The 15,298-nt window shown below is 71.3% G+C and carries 15 protein-coding genes; 3 read left to right on the forward strand and 12 right to left on the reverse strand.

What is annotated here, in order from left to right:
* The first annotated feature begins 150 nt into the window (after nucleotides 1–150).
* Together ACWGI8_RS23935 and ACWGI8_RS23940 are read left to right on the forward strand one after the other, a co-directional pair.
* Nucleotides 151–801 (forward strand): hypothetical protein, encoded by a 651-nt coding sequence (locus tag ACWGI8_RS23935; RefSeq protein WP_453663778.1) that lies wholly within the window; start codon nucleotides 151–153, stop codon nucleotides 799–801.
* A complete protein-coding gene (locus tag ACWGI8_RS23940; protein ID WP_453663780.1) occupies nucleotides 798–1,793 on the forward strand; it encodes a nucleotidyl transferase AbiEii/AbiGii toxin family protein in 996 nt (331 codons plus the stop codon). The genes ACWGI8_RS23935 and ACWGI8_RS23940 overlap by 4 nt, the downstream gene beginning before the upstream one ends.
* Here ACWGI8_RS23940 and ACWGI8_RS23945 read toward each other — a convergent pair.
* The 8 genes from ACWGI8_RS23945 to ACWGI8_RS23980 form a co-directional block, all read right to left on the reverse strand.
* Nucleotides 1,772–3,301: an NCS1 family nucleobase:cation symporter-1 gene (locus ACWGI8_RS23945; protein WP_453663781.1), complete on the reverse strand. Its 1,530-nt coding sequence runs from the start codon at nucleotides 3,299–3,301 to the stop codon at nucleotides 1,772–1,774. The genes ACWGI8_RS23940 and ACWGI8_RS23945 overlap by 22 nt on opposite strands.
* 32 nt (nucleotides 3,302–3,333) lie before the next feature.
* On the reverse strand, nucleotides 3,334–4,335 hold the full coding sequence (locus tag ACWGI8_RS23950) for a TIGR03842 family LLM class F420-dependent oxidoreductase (RefSeq protein ID WP_453663783.1): 1,002 nt from the start codon (nucleotides 4,333–4,335) through the stop codon (nucleotides 3,334–3,336).
* Nucleotides 4,336–4,345: 10 nt separating this feature from the next.
* A complete protein-coding gene (hydA, locus tag ACWGI8_RS23955) occupies nucleotides 4,346–5,749 on the reverse strand; it encodes a dihydropyrimidinase (protein WP_453663785.1) in 1,404 nt (467 codons plus the stop codon).
* An 18-nt stretch (nucleotides 5,750–5,767) separates the two neighbouring features.
* Nucleotides 5,768–7,048: an aspartate aminotransferase family protein gene (locus ACWGI8_RS23960; protein ID WP_453663786.1), complete on the reverse strand. Its 1,281-nt coding sequence runs from the start codon at nucleotides 7,046–7,048 to the stop codon at nucleotides 5,768–5,770.
* Nucleotides 7,045–7,887: a nitrilase-related carbon-nitrogen hydrolase gene (locus ACWGI8_RS23965; RefSeq protein ID WP_453663788.1), complete on the reverse strand. Its 843-nt coding sequence runs from the start codon at nucleotides 7,885–7,887 to the stop codon at nucleotides 7,045–7,047. Before ACWGI8_RS23965 ends, ACWGI8_RS23960 begins: the two co-directional genes overlap by 4 nt.
* Nucleotides 7,888–8,055: 168 nt before the next feature.
* On the reverse strand, nucleotides 8,056–9,543 hold the full coding sequence (locus ACWGI8_RS23970) for a UL36 very large tegument protein (protein WP_453663789.1): 1,488 nt from the start codon (nucleotides 9,541–9,543) through the stop codon (nucleotides 8,056–8,058).
* Between the two features lie 96 nt (nucleotides 9,544–9,639).
* Complete coding sequence (locus tag ACWGI8_RS23975) at nucleotides 9,640–10,029, reverse strand: PPOX class F420-dependent oxidoreductase (RefSeq protein ID WP_453663791.1); 390 nt, start codon at nucleotides 10,027–10,029, stop codon at nucleotides 9,640–9,642.
* A gap of 300 nt (nucleotides 10,030–10,329) precedes the next feature.
* Complete coding sequence (locus tag ACWGI8_RS23980; protein ID WP_453663793.1) at nucleotides 10,330–10,581, reverse strand: helix-turn-helix domain-containing protein; 252 nt, start codon at nucleotides 10,579–10,581, stop codon at nucleotides 10,330–10,332.
* Between the two features lie 41 nt (nucleotides 10,582–10,622).
* Here ACWGI8_RS23980 and map point away from each other — a divergent pair, with 41 nt between their 5' ends.
* Complete coding sequence (gene map / locus ACWGI8_RS23985) at nucleotides 10,623–11,390, forward strand: type I methionyl aminopeptidase (RefSeq protein ID WP_453663794.1); 768 nt, start codon at nucleotides 10,623–10,625, stop codon at nucleotides 11,388–11,390.
* A gap of 148 nt (nucleotides 11,391–11,538) precedes the next feature.
* On the opposite strand, the gene ACWGI8_RS23990 is transcribed toward map, so the two are convergent.
* The 4 genes from ACWGI8_RS23990 to ACWGI8_RS24005 form a co-directional block, all read right to left on the reverse strand.
* Entirely contained in the window at nucleotides 11,539–12,777 is a 1,239-nt protein-coding gene (locus ACWGI8_RS23990) for a cytochrome P450 (protein WP_453663795.1), read from the reverse strand.
* Nucleotides 12,778–12,803: 26 nt separating this feature from the next.
* On the reverse strand, nucleotides 12,804–14,198 hold the full coding sequence (locus ACWGI8_RS23995; protein WP_453663797.1) for an NAD(P)/FAD-dependent oxidoreductase: 1,395 nt from the start codon (nucleotides 14,196–14,198) through the stop codon (nucleotides 12,804–12,806).
* Nucleotides 14,188–14,418, reverse strand: a complete 231-nt coding sequence (locus ACWGI8_RS24000; protein ID WP_453663799.1) for a ferredoxin — start codon at nucleotides 14,416–14,418, stop codon at nucleotides 14,188–14,190. Before ACWGI8_RS24000 ends, ACWGI8_RS23995 begins: the two co-directional genes overlap by 11 nt.
* A gap of 94 nt (nucleotides 14,419–14,512) precedes the next feature.
* On the reverse strand, nucleotides 14,513–15,298 hold a 786-nt coding region (locus ACWGI8_RS24005; RefSeq protein WP_453663801.1), incomplete at its 5' end, for a hypothetical protein.

A 15,298-nucleotide genomic window follows, 5' to 3' on the forward strand; every position in this document is an offset into this window, starting at 1 on the left:
CGTTACTCCACACAAGTCACGATGATCAACGGTGGCCGTACCCGTACCCCTACCAGGCCCCACCAGCAAGATCACGATCTACAGCTGGAGTACTAGGCCCTGTCCGCGGGGCGGGCGGGAGTGTCAGTCGCCATTGCTACGGTCGGCCGCATGTTCGCAGTACGGGAATTCACGGGGGACTTCGAGACGCATCTGACCGTGCACCCGCCCCGGACGCCGGCCGAGGACGAGCGGCTCGGCGCGTGGGCCGCCGACCACGGTCTGAAGCTGACCCGCATCGTCCTGGACCGGGGTGCGACCCCCGACCAGCCGATGCTCTCCGGCAGGGGCAGCGGCGGGCTCGGCGGTCAGCTGGCCGCCGCACGCCGCACGGCCCGGCAGCTGGATGCGGCGGGCTTCCCGGTGATCCGCACCAAGATCGAGGCGGCTCCGTGGAACGAGGACGTGCCGCGCACCGCGGCCGAGGCACTGCAACTGCCCCCACACTGCGGCTTCGAGCACCATGTCAAGCTGCTGCTGGACGACGCGGAGGCGATCGCCGTGGTCCGGGCCGTGGCCGAGGCGCACGACGCCCATGTCTCCCGCAACGCCCGCCGCGGGCCCCGGCACGGCCGGCACGAGCGGTTCGTCACCCAGCGCTGCCACGCCGTCGGCCGCCCCGAGGCGCGCCGCAGGCTCGACGCGCTGCTCACCGCGCTCTCGGCCGCCGGCTTCCGGTACGTGGAGGTGGAGGAGGAGTTCGTCGTCCACGACGACCGTCCGTCGGCCGACGCGGGCTGGATCGAGGGCGCGGGGCGATGACCGACGTCGAGCCGCTGCGGAGGGCCGCCCTCGACCATGTGCTGCGGCTGATCGCCGATGCGCCGTGGGGCGACGGACTGGTGCTGCGCGGCAGTATGCCGCTGCAGGCCTGGCTCGGGCCCGAGGCACGTGAGCCCGCCGACCTGGACTGGATCGTCCTCGCCCCCGGCCCTGGCTCGTTCCCGGACCGGCTGAGCCCGTATCCGTACGTCGACGACGTCGAGACGGTGCAGCAGTGGCCGGAGGCCGCGGAGGGCGCGGCGCGGTACGAGATCTGGGGCGAGGAGGAGTTCTCGGCGTACGGGGCGCGGCCGGTGCTCCCGCCCGAGGGGCTGCGCTGGCTGGACGGCCGGTCCTTCGAGAGCTTGGCGTCCCTGGACGATCTGGTCGAGGAGATCCGCAACAGCCCCACGGCTCCCGGTGGCATCACCTTCGAGCCGGACTCCGTCAGACAGGAGCGGTTCGGGGACTACGACGACGATCTGTACGACGACGACGAAACCATGAGCACCTGGGAGTACGAACTGCCCGGGCTGCGGATCTTCGTCCCGTGGCGCACGTCCGGGGACGAGCGCGGCGCGGTACGCGGCGAGATCAGGCTGGACTTCACGCTCGACGAGGCCGTACCCGACCCGCCGGTGTGGACGGCCGTCCCCCGCGGCGACGGCGGCCCGCCCACTGCGGTGCGTACCGCGAGCCGGGAACTGTCCCTCGCCTGGAAGCTTCTGTGGCTGTGCACCGACTGCGCGCAGGACCGCGTCGGCCGCGGCAAGGATCTGTACGACGCCGTCCTGCTCGCCGAATGTCCCCGGACCCGGCTCACCCCGCGCCTGCTGCGCCGGGTGCTCGGCGAGCACGCGGCGGGCTTCGGGCCCGGCACGGTACGGGGCTGGAGGGTCGACGGCGCGTCCTGCCCCGGCGACCCGGACCGGCTGCGGGAGCGGCTGGTCCGGGCCCTTGAGCCGGTTGCTCAGCGGTGTCGGGCCCGTTGAGGCAGCATCAGCAGGGTGTACAGGATCATCGCGGCCGCGAGCCCCACCGCCCAGCCGTAGTTCGCGAGGGGCTTGAGGACGGGGATCAGTCCTTCCTCGGGGAAGGGTCCCTTGCCGGGCGCGGAGTGCGAGCCGCCGATCGCCAGTACGCCGCCCACCGCGAACGAGCAGACGGCTCGCCAGTTCCAGCCTGCGGCGTACCAGTAGCGCCCGTGCGGCCGGTAGAGCTCCGCCAGGGCGAGGCGGGTGCGGCGGATGATCCAGTAGTCGGCGATGAGGATGCCCGCGACCGTGCCGAGCAGCCCGCCGACCAGTCCGAGCCAGGTGAAGATGTACAGCTCGGGGGTCTCGGTCAGCTTCCACGGCATGATGAGGACGCCGACGACTCCCGTGATCAGTGCACCGGTGCGAAAGTTGATGAAGCGCGGCGCGAGATTCGCCAGGTCGTACGCGGGTGACACGACGTTCGCCGCGATGTTCACCGAGATCGTCGCGATCAGCACGGTCACCAGGGCGTACAGCAGTCCGAAGACGTTGTCGGCCTTGGCGGCGAGCTGGACCGGGTCCCAGACCGGCGCGCCGTACACGGCCTGGGAGCCGGAGGTGACGAACACGGACAGCAGCGCGAACAGCGTCATCGTCGTCGGCAGCCCCAGCGTCTGGCCCCAGACCTGGGCGCGCTGTCCGGCGCCGAAGCGGGTGAAGTCCGGGATGTTCAGGGACAGCGTGGACCAGAAGGCGATCATTGCCATGAGGGAGGGGAAGAAGACGGGCCAGAAGTCCTCGCCCCAGCCGAGCTTGGAGGGCTGGTCCAGCAGCGGGCCGAAGCCACCCGCCTTGATCGCGATCCACACCAGCAGCACCAGCGCGCCGACGATGACGAACGGCGCCGCCCAGTTCTCGAACCGGCGCAGGGTCTCCATGCCCCGGTAGATGATGGCCAGTTCGATCGCCCAGAAGACGACGAAGCAGAGCCACAGGGTCCAGGGCTGGCCGGCGATCTCGGCGGCCTCCGCCCAGCCGCCGAAGATCGTGCCGAGCAGGACGAAGATGCCCTGGCCGCCGATCCAGGTCTGGATGCCGAACCAGGCGCAGGCCACCGCGGCCCTGATGAGTGCCGGGAGGTTGGCGCCGCGCAGCCCGAACGAGGAGCGCGCGAGCACCGGGAAGGGAATGCCGTACTTGGGTCCGGCATGCCCGGTGAGCAGCATCGGGAACAGCACGATCACATTGGCCAGCGCGATTGTGAAGACGGCCTGCTTCCAGTCCATGCCGAGCGCGACGAGCCCGGAGGCGAGCAGCCAGGACGGGATGTTGTGGGCCATGCCGACCCACAGCGCGGCGAAGTTGTAGGTCGTCCAGTGGCGGCGGACGACCGGTACGGGCAGCAGATCGCCGTTGACGAAGCGGCCTTCGTCGGGGACCGCGCCGGGCGCGAGCTCCACCCGGCCCTGTGCGTCGATTACCTGGTCGGAGTCGGACGGGGCCGGGGGGACGGTCGCGGTCATGGCCTTGGCCCTTCAGCAGTGGCGGGTGCCTTTCAGCGGTTGAACGCGGGGATGATCTCGGCGCCGTACGCGTCGATCGTCGCTTCCTTCGCGTCGTGCATGTTGTAGACGGCGAACTGGTCCACGCCCAGCTCACGCAGCGCCGTCAGCTTCTCGATGTGCGCGGACGGCGGGCCGAGCAGGCAGAACCTGTCCACGATCTCGTCGGGCACGAAGTCCGTGGACGGATTGCCGGCCCGGCCGTGGTGGCTGTAGTCGTAGCCGTGCCGCTCCTTGATGTACGCGGTCAGCGCCTCCGGCACCATGTCCGAGTGCTCGCCGTAGCGGGAGACCAGGTCGGCGACGTGGTTGCCGACCATCCCGCCGAACCAGCGGCACTGGTCGCGCGCGTGCGCCAGGTCGTCGCCGACGTAGGCGGGCGCGGCGACGCAGATCGTGATCGCGTCCGGGTCGCGTCCTGCGTCGGCGGCCGCGGCACGTACCGCCTTCACCATCCATTCGGTGAGGTAGAGGTCGGCGAGTTGCAGGATGAAGCCGTCGGCCCGTTGTCCGGCGAGCGCGAGCGCCTTCGGTCCGTACGCCGCCATCCACACGGGCAGTTTCCCGCTGCGGACCCAGGGGATCCGCAGTGGCTGTCCGTCGACGACGGCCTGCCGGCCTTCGGCGAGATCGCGGATGACGCCGATCGCCTCACCGAGGCGCGCCAGGGTGTTGGGTTTGCGGCCGGCGACCCGCATCGCGGAGTCGCCTCGTCCGATGCCGCAGACGGTGCGGTTGCCGTACATGTCGTTGAGGGTGGCGAAGGTGGAGGCGGTGACCTCCCACGTCCGGGTCCCGGGGTTGGTGACCATGGGGCCGACGTGCATCTTCTGCGTGTGTTCCAGGATCTGGCTGTAGATGACGAACGGCTCCTGCCAGAGCACCGCGGAGTCGAAGGTCCAGCCGTAGCGGAAGCCGTTGCGTTCCGCACGCCGCATCAGGCCGACGACCGCCGAGGCGGGCGGATCGGTCTGCAGCACGAGTCCGAAGTCCACCGGGTGCCTCCTAGTTCAGGTACTGACAGGTGGAGCGGGGGGTGTACACGCCGTGGCCGGCCCGGCCGGTGAACTCCCGCTGGTCGATGACGACTTCGCCGCGCGAGAGAACGGTCTCGACCTGTCCGGTGATCCGTCTGCCCTCGTAGGCCGAGTAGTCCACGTTCATGTGGTGGGTCTCGGCCGACAGGGTCTGCTCGGCGTGCGGGTCGTATACGACGACGTCGGCGTCGGCTCCCGGCGCGATGGTGCCCTTCTTCGGGTAGAGGCCGAACATCCGGGCGGGCGTGGCGCAGGCGATCTCGATCCAGCGGCGCCGGGTGAGGTGTCCGTCGAGGACCGCCTGGTGCAGGAGGTCCATCCGGTTCTCCACGCCCGGCAGTCCGTTGGGGATCTTGGAGAAGTCGCCGCGGCCGAGGTCCTTCTGGCCCGTGAAGCAGAACGGGCAGTGGTCGGTGGAGACGACCTGGAGATCGTTGGTGCGCAGCCCCCGCCACAGCGCGGCCTGGTGCTCCTTCGGCCGCAGCGGGGTGCTGCAGACGTACTTCGCGCCCTCGAAGCCGGGCTCGGCGAGGTTGTCGGTGGAGAGGAACAGATACTGCGGGCAGGTCTCGCCGAAGACGGGAAGTCCCTTGTCGCGGGCGGCGGCGAGCTCGGCGACCGCCTCGTCGGCGGAGACGTGGACGACGTACAGGGGCGCTCCGGCGACCCGGGCGAGCTGGATCGCGCGGTGCGTGGCCTCGGCCTCCAGCAGCACCTTGCGGACCTCTCCGTGGTAGCGGGGGTCGGTCTCGCCGCGCGCCAGCGCCTGTTCGACGAGCACGTCGATCGCGATGCCGTTCTCGGCGTGCATCATGATCAGCCCGCCGTTGGAGGCGCCGCGCTGCATGGCCCGCAGGATCTGTCCGTCGTCGCTGTAGAAGACGCCGGGGTAGGCCATGAAGAGCTTGAAGGAGGTGACGCCCTCCTCGACGAGGAGGTCCATCTCCTTGAGCGTCGACTCGTTGACGTCGGAGAGGATCATGTGGAAGGCGTAGTCGACGGCGCAGTTGCCGTCGGCCTTCGCGTACCAGGCGTCCAGCCCTTCGCGCAGTGCGTGGCCCATCGACTGGACGGCGAAGTCCACGATGGTGGTGGTGCCGCCCCAGGCAGCTGCGCGGGTGCCGGTCTCGAAGGTGTCGGAGGCGAAGGTCCCGCCGAACGGCAGCTCCATATGGGTGTGCGCGTCGACTCCGCCCGGGATGACGTACTTCCCGGTGGCGTCGATGGTGCGGTCGGCGGTCCAGCTCCCGGCCGCGGTGGAGCCGTGCGCGGCCAGGGCGGCGATCCTGCCGTCCTCGATCAGTACGTCGGCGTGCGTCTCGTCGGCGGCGGTGATGACGAGTCCGCCGCGGATCAGGGTGCGGTTGGTCATGTTTTCCCCTCGCGTGAACTAGAGGCCGCGCAGGGCCCGTTCGAGGATCGCGGCGCCTTCCTCGGCCTCGGCGACGGTGAGCGACAGCGGTGGTGCGATCCGCAGCACGCTGGTGTCGTGTGCACCGCCCTTGCCGAGGAGCAGTCCGCCCTCGCGGGCCGCTTCGAGGACGGCCGCGGCGGCTTCCGGTGACGCCTCGTCCGTGCCGGGCCTGACCAGTTCGATGCCGATCATCAGTCCGCGGCCGCGCACTTCACGGACGGCGGGCACGGCGGCGGCGATGGCGCGCAGCCGCTCGATGAGCAGTCCGCCGACGCGGCGCGCGTTGCCCTGCAGATCGTGTTCCAGCAGGTACGAGAGGTTCGCCAGGCCCGCGGCCATGGTGACGGGCGAGCCGCCGAAGGTGGAGATCGAGTTGGCGTCGAGGCAGTTCATCACCTCGGCGCGGCCGACGACGCCGCCGACGGACATGCCGTTTCCGATGCCCTTGGCGAAGGTGAGGAGGTCCGGCGGGCCGTTCTCGGCGTGGGCCTGCCAGCCCCAGAAGTGGTCGCCGCTCCTTCCCCAGCCGGTCTGCACCTCGTCGGAGATCCACAGGATGCCGTGCCGGTCCAGGACCTCGCGGAACGCGGCGTACAGCCCGTCGGGCGGGGAGGTGAAGCCGCCTACGCCCTGGACGGGCTCGGCGATCAGCGCGGCGACGTCGTGCGTGTGGCCGAGCAGATCCTCCAGGTCGGCGACGCAGGCCTCGATGAACTGCGCGTCGGACAGCCGGGCGTACGGTCCCCGGGTGCGGACGCCGCCGTGCACGTACAGCGTCTGTACCGGGGAGAGGCCGGTGGGCGACCAGGAACGGTTGCCGGTGATGGAGACGGCCGAGAAGGAGCGGCCGTGGTAGCTGTTGCGCATCGCGAGGATCTGGCCGGACCTGCGGTACGCGGTGGCCAGCAGCAGGGCCGTGTCATTGGCCTCGGTGCCGGACGTGGTGAAGAAGACGCGGGCGTCGGGGATGCCGGAGAGGGCGGCGATGCGCTCCGCGAGTTCGACCATGGGGCGGTTGAGGTACAGCGTCGAGGAGTGGATGATCCGCCCGGCCTGCTCGCTCACCGCCTTGGTGACCTCGGGCAGGGCGTGGGCGGTCATGGTGGTGAGGATGCCGCCGAAGAAGTCGAGGTAGCGGTTGCCGGCCGTGTCCCAGACGTACCGGCCCTCGCCGTGGGTGATCTCGATGGGCTGCCGGTAGTAGAGGGCGACCCAGTCGGGGATGACGGCCCGGTGCCGGGCGTACAGATCGCTCATGGCCGCACCAGCCCCTCGTAGGCGTCGGGCCTGCGGTCGCGGTAGAACGCCCACTGCTGGCGGACCTGCTCGATGAGGCCGAAGTCCAGGTCTCTGACGATCAGTTCCTCCTGTTTGTCGCTGGCGACGTCGCCGACGAACTGGCCCCGCGGGTCGACGAAGTAGCTCGTGCCGTAGAAGTCGTTGTCGCCGTACTCCTCCTGGCCGACGCGGTTGATGGCGGCGATGAAGTACTCGTTGGCGACGGCGGCGGCGGGCTGCTCCAGCTGCCAGAGGTAGGAGGAGAGACCGCGTGAGGTGGCCGACGGGTTGTAGACCAACTGGGCGCCGTTGAGGCCGAGCTGGCGCCAGCCCTCGGGGAAGTGCCGGTCGTAGCAGATGTAGACGCCGACCTTGCCGACCGCGGTGTCGAAGACGGGCCAGCCGGCGTTGCCCGGCTTGAAGTAGTACTTCTCCCAGAATCCCTTGACCTGCGGGATGTGGTGCTTGCGGTACTTGCCGAGGTAGGTGCCGTCGGCGTCGATCACCGCGGCGGTGTTGTAGTAGAAGCCCGTGCCCTCGATCTCGAAGACGGGGACGACGATCACCATGCCGGTCTCCCGGGCGAGGTCCCGCATCCGCAGGACCGTGGGGCCGTCCGGGACGGGCTCGGCCCAGCGGTAGTGCTCCGGCTCCTGCACCTGGCAGAAGTACGGCGCGTTGAAGACCTCCTGGAATCCGATGACCTTGGCGCCCTGCCGGGCCGCCTCGCGGGCGTGCTCCTCATGTTTGGCGATCATGGATTCGGTGTCGCCGGTCCAGGTCGCCTGGACGAGTGCGGCGCGTACGACATTGGTCATGAGCTGCTCCTTCGACAAGACGTCAGAGCCTCTACGCACGTAGACGCGGTACGTAGGAGGAGAACGTAAGCCCCGTCACACACGGGGGCAAGACCATCGTCGTCAACCCGCAGTGTCGATCATGTTTCGCACTCAAGCGGTCGACATACAAGCGTATACCGTATGTTTTCAGGCGCTGATGAGTCCCGCGACACGCAGGGCGTGTACGAGATCGCGCTCGTGGTCGGGGGACACCCCGCGGGCCGCGACGAGCAGTTGCGGCACGAGCCCGCGGGGGTCGGGAGCGGCGAGCTGTGCGGCGTCCTCCGGGCTTCGGGCCCGGACGAAGGCGGCGAGCAGGGCGTCCGCCTCGCTGCGGTCGCCGGCCTCGGTGAGCAGGAGCACGGCATCGGCGATCTCGGCGGCGGGGCGGGCGACGCCCTGGCGCAGCAGATGCCCGCAGTCCTCGGCTCTCCCGGCCGCGGCCAGCGCCCCGGCGGCGGCGGCGAGCTGCGCGGGCGGCAGCGACGCGGCCTCCCAGAGCAGCGTGGCCCAGTCCGCGCCGAGTCCCGCGCGGTAGAGCTCCGCCGCCAGCACCGGCAGCCGGGCGGCGGGGCCCGCGGCGGCCTCGCACAGCACGGCGTGAGCCTCGCCGCCGCGCCCCTCGGCGCGCAGCCGCACGAGGGCGGCGACGGTCCGGCCGGCGGCGCGCCGCGCCTCGGCGTCCGCGCCCGCCCCCGCGCCCTGGTGCCCGCGTGCGACGCGCTGGGGCGGCTCCTCCTCGCGGTCCTCGCCTCCGCCGAACCGCGCCCCCCGCGGCCGCTCTTCGGCAACGGGCAGTACGGGGACGCCGACGGCCTCGCCCCCGTTCCCGTCGTCGTTCCCGACGCCGTCCCCGTCCAGCCACGCATACCGGGCCCCTCGCGGCCGCCGCTTCCCCCCGAGCCACCTCCGCGCCCCGCCGCGGCCGTCGTCCGACGGACCGTCCGCAGCTCCGGGGGCTCCGGGGGCTCCGGGGGCTCCGGCGTCGGGCGCCGCCGGAGCGGCTTCGTCGCCGCCGTCCGGCCGGAACCACGAGTCGGGCAGTGATCCGGGCAGCGTCGATGCCGGCTGCCCGCCCGGCCCCGCTCCAGCGTGGCCGCCCGGGGCGTGCGGCGCCCCGTCGGCCCACTCCGGCGTCGCCGTGGCAGCGGGGGCCAGGGCCGCGAGGCGGGCGGACAGTTCCGCGCAGCGAGCCGTCGCACGAGTGTGGTCGTCGTTGGTCCAGGACAGGTCGTGGGCGAGGCGCTGGTACTCGGAGGTGCCCTCGGGAAGGGCGGCCAGCCGGCGCAGGAGCTCCTGGCCGCGGTCCGCCGCGTGCACCTGTTCACGGAGCATCCCCTCGAGGCGCTCCTGGAGGGCCTCGAGGCCGCCCGCGCGGCGGTCGTGAGCGGCGGCCGCGGCGGTGTGCAGCGCCCGGGCGCGCACGGTCTCGCCGTCGTCGGCCGCGAGGTCCTGGAGCAGCGACTCCACCACGTCCCAGGGAGGTATCTCGGCGCCGTCGAGGCAGGCGAGCAGTCCGTCGGGGTCGCGCTGCCAGAACACTCCGTACCAGCCGCTCCCCCGGTCGAGCCGCCCCGTCAGCTCTCTCAGGTACTGCGCGAACACCCCTGCTTCCACGGGGAGTTGATGCACCATGACGCCTGCCCGCCCTCCGCCTACGGTCGGTAGGCATTCGACATCAGTCGTGTTACGGCTCGGCTACGCGGAGTTTTCGTCGACGGGGCGGACAGCTCAAGATGCCCGGAGCGTCACTGCGATGCCGGTGTGCGGTCGCTTGCCGAGCCGTACGGCGGCGGCCGGCAGGTCGACGAGCCAGAACTGCCAGGTGTACTTGCGGGCGAGAGCCTTCCTGACCCGCTTCATGTCCGCGTCGCCCAGCAGCCGCGCCGTGCCCTCCACGGACGGCGCACCCTCCACGACCCGGCCGCGCACGTCACACGCGCTCACGGTGACGCGGCTGTCCCTGCGCAGCCGCTTCACCTTCCACGAGTCGGAGCGGGTCCAGACGTACAGCTCACCGCCCGCGACGGCGAACCACACGGGTGTCGCGACGCCCGTCCCGTCCTTGCGGAAAGTGGTCAGGCTGATGTACTTCGCACGGTTGAGCTCCTGGAGGTCCACGGCGCGAGACTACGCCCCGCTGCGCCGCGCCGGCAGGCCCCACGGGCCTCGGCCGTCCCGCCCATCTGGGCCCGTCATCAGGCGCGGCCGGTGTCGAGCGGTCCGAGCAGCGAGCGGCCAAGCGCGGGGGGCGTTCGTATGCGACGCGTGGCGGGTTCTCGTTGCACGCGGTCCTCGGGAGGTCTCGAACGCGGTCCTCGCGAGGTCTCGCACGCGGATCCGGCGATCGCGCCGTCGGCCGGGGTCGAGTCGCCGCGCCACGGCCGGGCACAGCCGGCGGTCGCCGCGCAGTGACGACCGCTACGCGGACACGAGCGCGCAGCGCACGACGAGTTCGTCCATGGACAGGCCCAGCGTCCCGGCAAGCGCCGCGACGGTGAAGAAGGCGGGGGTCGGGGCGCGGCCGGTCTCGATCTTGCGCAGGGTCTCGGCGGAGAGTCCGGCGGCCGCCGCGACGTCCACCATGCTCCGTGAGCCGCGCGCCTCGCGGAGCAGCCGGCCGAGCCGCTCGCCGCGTTCACGCTCTTCGGGGGTCAGGGGGGTGCGCACCATGGCGTCATTCTAATACCGCCTCAACCGGTATAGTAATTGGCATGGTGGAGATCAAGACAGACACATCCCTGGACGCCATGCGGGCCGCCGGCCGGGTCGTCGCCCAGGCGCTGGCCGCAGTGCGGGACAAGGCCGCCGTGGGCGTCACGCTCCGGACGCTGGACGAAGCCGCCCGCGCGGTGCTGCGCGAGGCTGGTGCGGGCTCGCCCTTCCTGGACTACCGGCCCGACTGGGCCCCCACGCCCTTCCCCGCCGTCATCTGCGCCTCCGTCAACGACGCAGTCGTGCACGGCATCCCGGGCGGCTACCGGCTCCGCGACGGCGACCTCGTGAGCATCGACTGCGGCGCCCTCCTGGACGGCTGGGCCGGCGACTCGGCCATCAGCTTCACGGTCGGCCGCCCCCGCCCCGCGGACGTACGCCTCATCGACACGGCGTACGAGGCCCTGGAGGCGGGCATCGCCGCTGCGGTCGTCGGCAACCGCATCGGGGACATCTCCCATGCGATCGGCCGCGTGTGCCGCGGCGCGGGTTACGGGATTCTGTCCGGCTTCGGCGGCCATGGCGTGGGCCGCACGATGCACGAGGATCCGGGCGTGCCGAACGAGGGCCGCCCGGGCCGTGGAATGCCGCTGCGCCACGGGATGGTGCTCGCCATCGAGCCGATGCTGATCGGGGGCGGCGGCGACAGCTACCACACCGACCGCGACGGCTGGACGCTCCGCACGTCGGACGGCTCCCGTGCGGCGCACGCCGAGCACACGGTGGCGATCACGGACGACGGCCCGCGGATCCTCACCGCCCTCTGACCCGCGCCCGATGGGGAGTGTCTTCGAAGCAGCGTCGTCCGCCCGGAGGGCGGGCCCGGCGGCGTCCGGTGCTGGGGGCACCTCCCGTGCCCTAAGGGGGGAGGGCGTGCCAGGCGTCGCCGGGCGGACGGGACTTCGAAGACACGGCCTACGGGCGGATGCCGTCGCACACGATGTTCAGATGGCGGGGGCCGCGCAGCACCGCGTTCTGCCGGTACTCCGGTGGATCCTCGACCAGACGGGGGTTGTCGAGCCTGCGCGCCAGCTCGCTCAGCGCGAGCTGCGCCTCCAGCCGGGCCAGCGGCGCGCCGAAGCAGCTGTGGATGCCGCTGCCGAAGCCGAGATGCTGGATGTCCTGCCGGTCCGGGTCGAACCGTTCGGGGTCGTTGAACCGCTGCGGGTCGCGGTTGCCCGAGGCCACGACGAGCCAGAGCGAGGCGCCCTTCGGGATGGTGACGCCGCAGACCTCGATGTCCGCGAGCGTGGTGCGGTTCGGCACCAGCTGTACGGGCGGCTCGTAGCGCAGCAGTTCCTCCACGATGGGGACGGCCAGCCCCGGGTCGTCCCGCAGCCGCTGGAGCACCTCCGGGTGGCGCAGCAGGGTGAGCATGCCGTTGGTGATCAGGTTGACCGTCGTCTCATGGCCGGCGATCAGCAGCAGGGCCGCGGTGCTGAGCACCTCCATCGTCGTCAGGGTTCCGTCCGGTCCGTGAGTGCCGGTCGCCAGCTCGGAGAGCATGTCGTGGCCGGGATTCTTGCGGCGCTCCTCGATCAGCCCGGCCAGGTACATGCCCAGCTGCGTGCGGGCCTCGTGGGCGATCCGGTTCCGCTCGGTCGGGTCCTGCCCGGGCGTGGGATCCAGGCTGGCGGCGAGGGTGTCGGCCCAGCCGTGGAAGCGCGACTCGTCCTCTCGCGGCACACCGAGCAGCCGGCAGATCACGGTCACGGGGAAGGGGTAGGAGAACTGCTCGACCAGATCGATACGCCCCGGGTCGCCGATGCCGTCGATGAGGCCGGAGACGATCCCGGCGAGTTCGCCGCGCATCTCGTGGACGCGGCGCGGCGAGTGCGGCGGCCCGAACGAGCGGTTGGTCATGCGCCGCAGCCGGTCGTGCTCCGGAGGGTCGAGCCGGATGAAGCTCGGCGGCAGGGCCGACTCCTCCTCCTGCGGGGTCAGGTCGTTGGGGGCCGGCGAGGCCAGATTGCGCGCGTCGGAACTGACCCGCGGATCGTGGAGCAGGCTCCGGATCTCGTAGTAGGTGCTCACGACGTACGCGCCGTCGCCCTCGTCGACCACCGGCGTCTTGCGGAGCTCCGAGTACAGGGGATACGGGTTCGAACGGTTCTTGTAGTCGATGATCTGCCGCAGGAGCGTGGCTTGGGTCATGACGAGTCCTTGTGGTCGCTCGCGGGTCAGTGCCGGGCGGGAGTGAAGGTGATCCGCCGGTCGGTCGGCGAATAGCCGCTGACGGTGACGGTCGGACCATGCGTGGGAATCGAGGGGTCGGGGAAATCGGCCGGCTGCGGACGCTTGCCCTCGGTCCGGCGGTCCACGGTGGGGAACGGCGGGGGGAACGGCGCGTTCCGCTCGATCAGTTCCTCGTAGAACTGCAGCCACCGCGTCTGGTCGAACGTGACGGCGCCGATGACGCGGTCCTGGTACCCGTACACGCCGACGAATCTGTGCTCCGCGAGCGAGCCCTGCGCGATGAGGATCTCCTCGCCCATGGACGGCACACCGACCGATTTGATGTTCACCCCGAACTGGGTGGACCAGAAGGCGGGCACCCACATGTGCGGGCGTCGGTCGACGCTCTCGCTGACCATGTTGTGCGCCGCGGTCTCGGCCTGGGCGACGGCATTGCCCCAGTGCTCCAGGGACAGGAACTGATAGCCGAACAGCGGGTGCGGGGAGCGTGCGACATCACCGGCCACGAAGATGTCGTCCGTGACGATGCCGCGGACGTCGAAGGCGCGGCAGCCCGCGTCGCAGGCGATTCCGCGGGGGCCGGCGCCGAGTCCGGAGCCGGCGAGCCATTCGGTGTTGCGGGTCGCGCCGAGCGAGACGACGACGACGTCGGTCTCCACGGTGGAACCGTCGGAGAGGTGGGCCACCCGGACGCGTCCCGCCGCGTCGCCCTCCAGGGCGGTGACCATGACACCGCAGCGCAGGTCCACTCCGTTCTCGCGCTGCAGCTCGGCGGCGACCTCGCCGACGACGCCGCCGAGCGCGCCGACGAGAGGCGCGGCTCCGCGTTCGGCGACGGTGACGGGCAGGCCGCGCTCACGGCAGGCGGAGGCGATCTCCGAGCCGGTGAAGCCGGCGCCGATCACGAACACCCGGCGGGGGCCTGCCGCGAGGCGTCGGTGCAGCGCGGCCGCGTCGTCGCGGGTGCGCAGGACGAAGACGCCGTCGAGCCCGGCTTCCGTCTCCTTCGGCCAAGGGCGCGCGCGTACGCCGGTGGCGATGAGCAGCCGGTCGTACTCCACTTCGTCGCCGTCGGCCAGCCGCACCCGCTTGGACGTCATGTCCAGGCCGGCGGCGGGGACGCCGAGCCGCCAGTGCGCGTCCAGTTTCCGGCGCCGGGGCAGGGCGGTGTGTTCGGGGGTCGCCACGTCCAGAAGGACCTGCTTGGACAGCGGGGGCCGGTCGTAGGGCTCGTACGGCTCGTCGCCGATCAGTGTGAGCGAACCGGCGAAACCCTCGTCCCGCAGGGTTTCCGCGGCCCGGAGACCGGCGAGGGAGGCGCCCACGATCACGATGCGGCCTTCGCGTTTGAGCCATGCCAGGAATCCGTCACTGTTCATGTGACGTCTCCTCCGCCGGCGTGTCACCGTCGAGCTTGTCGACGCTGATGGCCTGGACCGGGCACGCGGCGACAGCTTGTGCCACGTGCTCCTGCTGTTCCTCGTCGGCGTGCGGGTTGTAGAGCAGCGCCTCTTCGCCGTGCATGGCGAACACGTCGGGAGCGAGGAAGGCGCACTGCGCGTACCCCTGGCATCGGTTGAGATCGACGACAAGCCTCACCGAGATCCGCCCTTCCTGGACTGGTCTTTCCTCGACATCAGCATGAAAGTGGGAGCGTGTCCCCGCTCGCCGTGGCGGGCCGCAGGAGTGACGGTCATGGAACGCCGACGGGGGCGGGCCGGGACCGCAGCCCGGCTCGCAGAATGTGGACGCTGATGATCAGGGCCCAGAACGGGAAGACCAGTTCGGACCAGGGGATGCCCGGCGCCGCGAGGAGCAGCGTCAGACCGCAGAGGTAACCCAGGATCGTGAGCGGGCGCGGCAGGACGCCGAGACGACGCCCCATGGCCGAGGTCGTGAAGATGAACACGGCTGCCATCCGCATCGCATAGGTCGTCATCAGGGTGTACGCGAAGTCCCGTCCGAACCCCACGTGCGGTGGGATCGTGCCCGTGGTGGCGGCTCCTGTGGCCAGCGCACTGTCGGCGGCAGCGGCGGCAGCGAAGAGTGTGGCCACGAAGACCAGGCCACTGCCCAGGAACGCGGTGGCGATGAATCTGTCCTCCGCGTCCCCGACCCGCGCGCGCAGGGCGCCGATGAACCAGAGGAAGAAGATGCCGGCGAACGGAACGAGCCCGAGCGCCGCGTGCACCGCATCGCGGCTCGACGGGTCGTCGAACGCACCGGCGTCGGCCTTCTCGGCCCCTTCGGGCAGCGCCAGCCGTACCAGCACGATCGCTGCCGCGAGCAGCACAGCGAAGATGATCCCGGCCACGCCCGCAGCCCGGGGCGTCGTCATCCGCTGTTCGTTCGAGTCCACGGGGCCGCTCGCTTTCTCCCCCCTCACCAGCAAGCGGCTTCGTCCCGGCCAGCGCCACCGGGACCGCCCGTGCGGGTGACGGCGCAGCGGGCCGGAACCGGTGTCCGACCGGTCCGGCCC

Source organism: Streptomyces sp. NPDC054841, from assembly GCF_053611045.1.

Excerpts from the sequence above, each read along its gene's own strand:
- ACWGI8_RS23940 (WP_453663780.1), top strand. The coding sequence starts at position 798 with ATGACCGACGTCGAGCCGCTGCGGAGGGCCGCCCTCGACCATGTGCTG.
- ACWGI8_RS23970 (WP_453663789.1), bottom strand. The coding sequence starts at position 9,543 with ATGGTGCATCAACTCCCCGTGGAAGCAGGGGTGTTCGCGCAGTACCTG.
- ACWGI8_RS23945 (WP_453663781.1), bottom strand. The coding sequence starts at position 3,301 with ATGACCGCGACCGTCCCCCCGGCCCCGTCCGACTCCGACCAGGTAATC.
- ACWGI8_RS23965 (WP_453663788.1), bottom strand. The coding sequence starts at position 7,887 with ATGACCAATGTCGTACGCGCCGCACTCGTCCAGGCGACCTGGACCGGC.
- ACWGI8_RS23960 (WP_453663786.1), bottom strand. The coding sequence starts at position 7,048 with ATGAGCGATCTGTACGCCCGGCACCGGGCCGTCATCCCCGACTGGGTC.
- ACWGI8_RS23995 (WP_453663797.1), bottom strand. The coding sequence starts at position 14,198 with ATGAACAGTGACGGATTCCTGGCATGGCTCAAACGCGAAGGCCGCATC.
- hydA (WP_453663785.1), bottom strand. The coding sequence starts at position 5,749 with ATGACCAACCGCACCCTGATCCGCGGCGGACTCGTCATCACCGCCGCC.
- ACWGI8_RS23935 (WP_453663778.1), top strand. The coding sequence starts at position 151 with ATGTTCGCAGTACGGGAATTCACGGGGGACTTCGAGACGCATCTGACC.
- ACWGI8_RS23990 (WP_453663795.1), bottom strand. The coding sequence starts at position 12,777 with ATGACCCAAGCCACGCTCCTGCGGCAGATCATCGACTACAAGAACCGT.
- ACWGI8_RS23980 (WP_453663793.1), bottom strand. The coding sequence starts at position 10,581 with ATGGTGCGCACCCCCCTGACCCCCGAAGAGCGTGAACGCGGCGAGCGG.
- map (WP_453663794.1), top strand. The coding sequence starts at position 10,623 with ATGGTGGAGATCAAGACAGACACATCCCTGGACGCCATGCGGGCCGCC.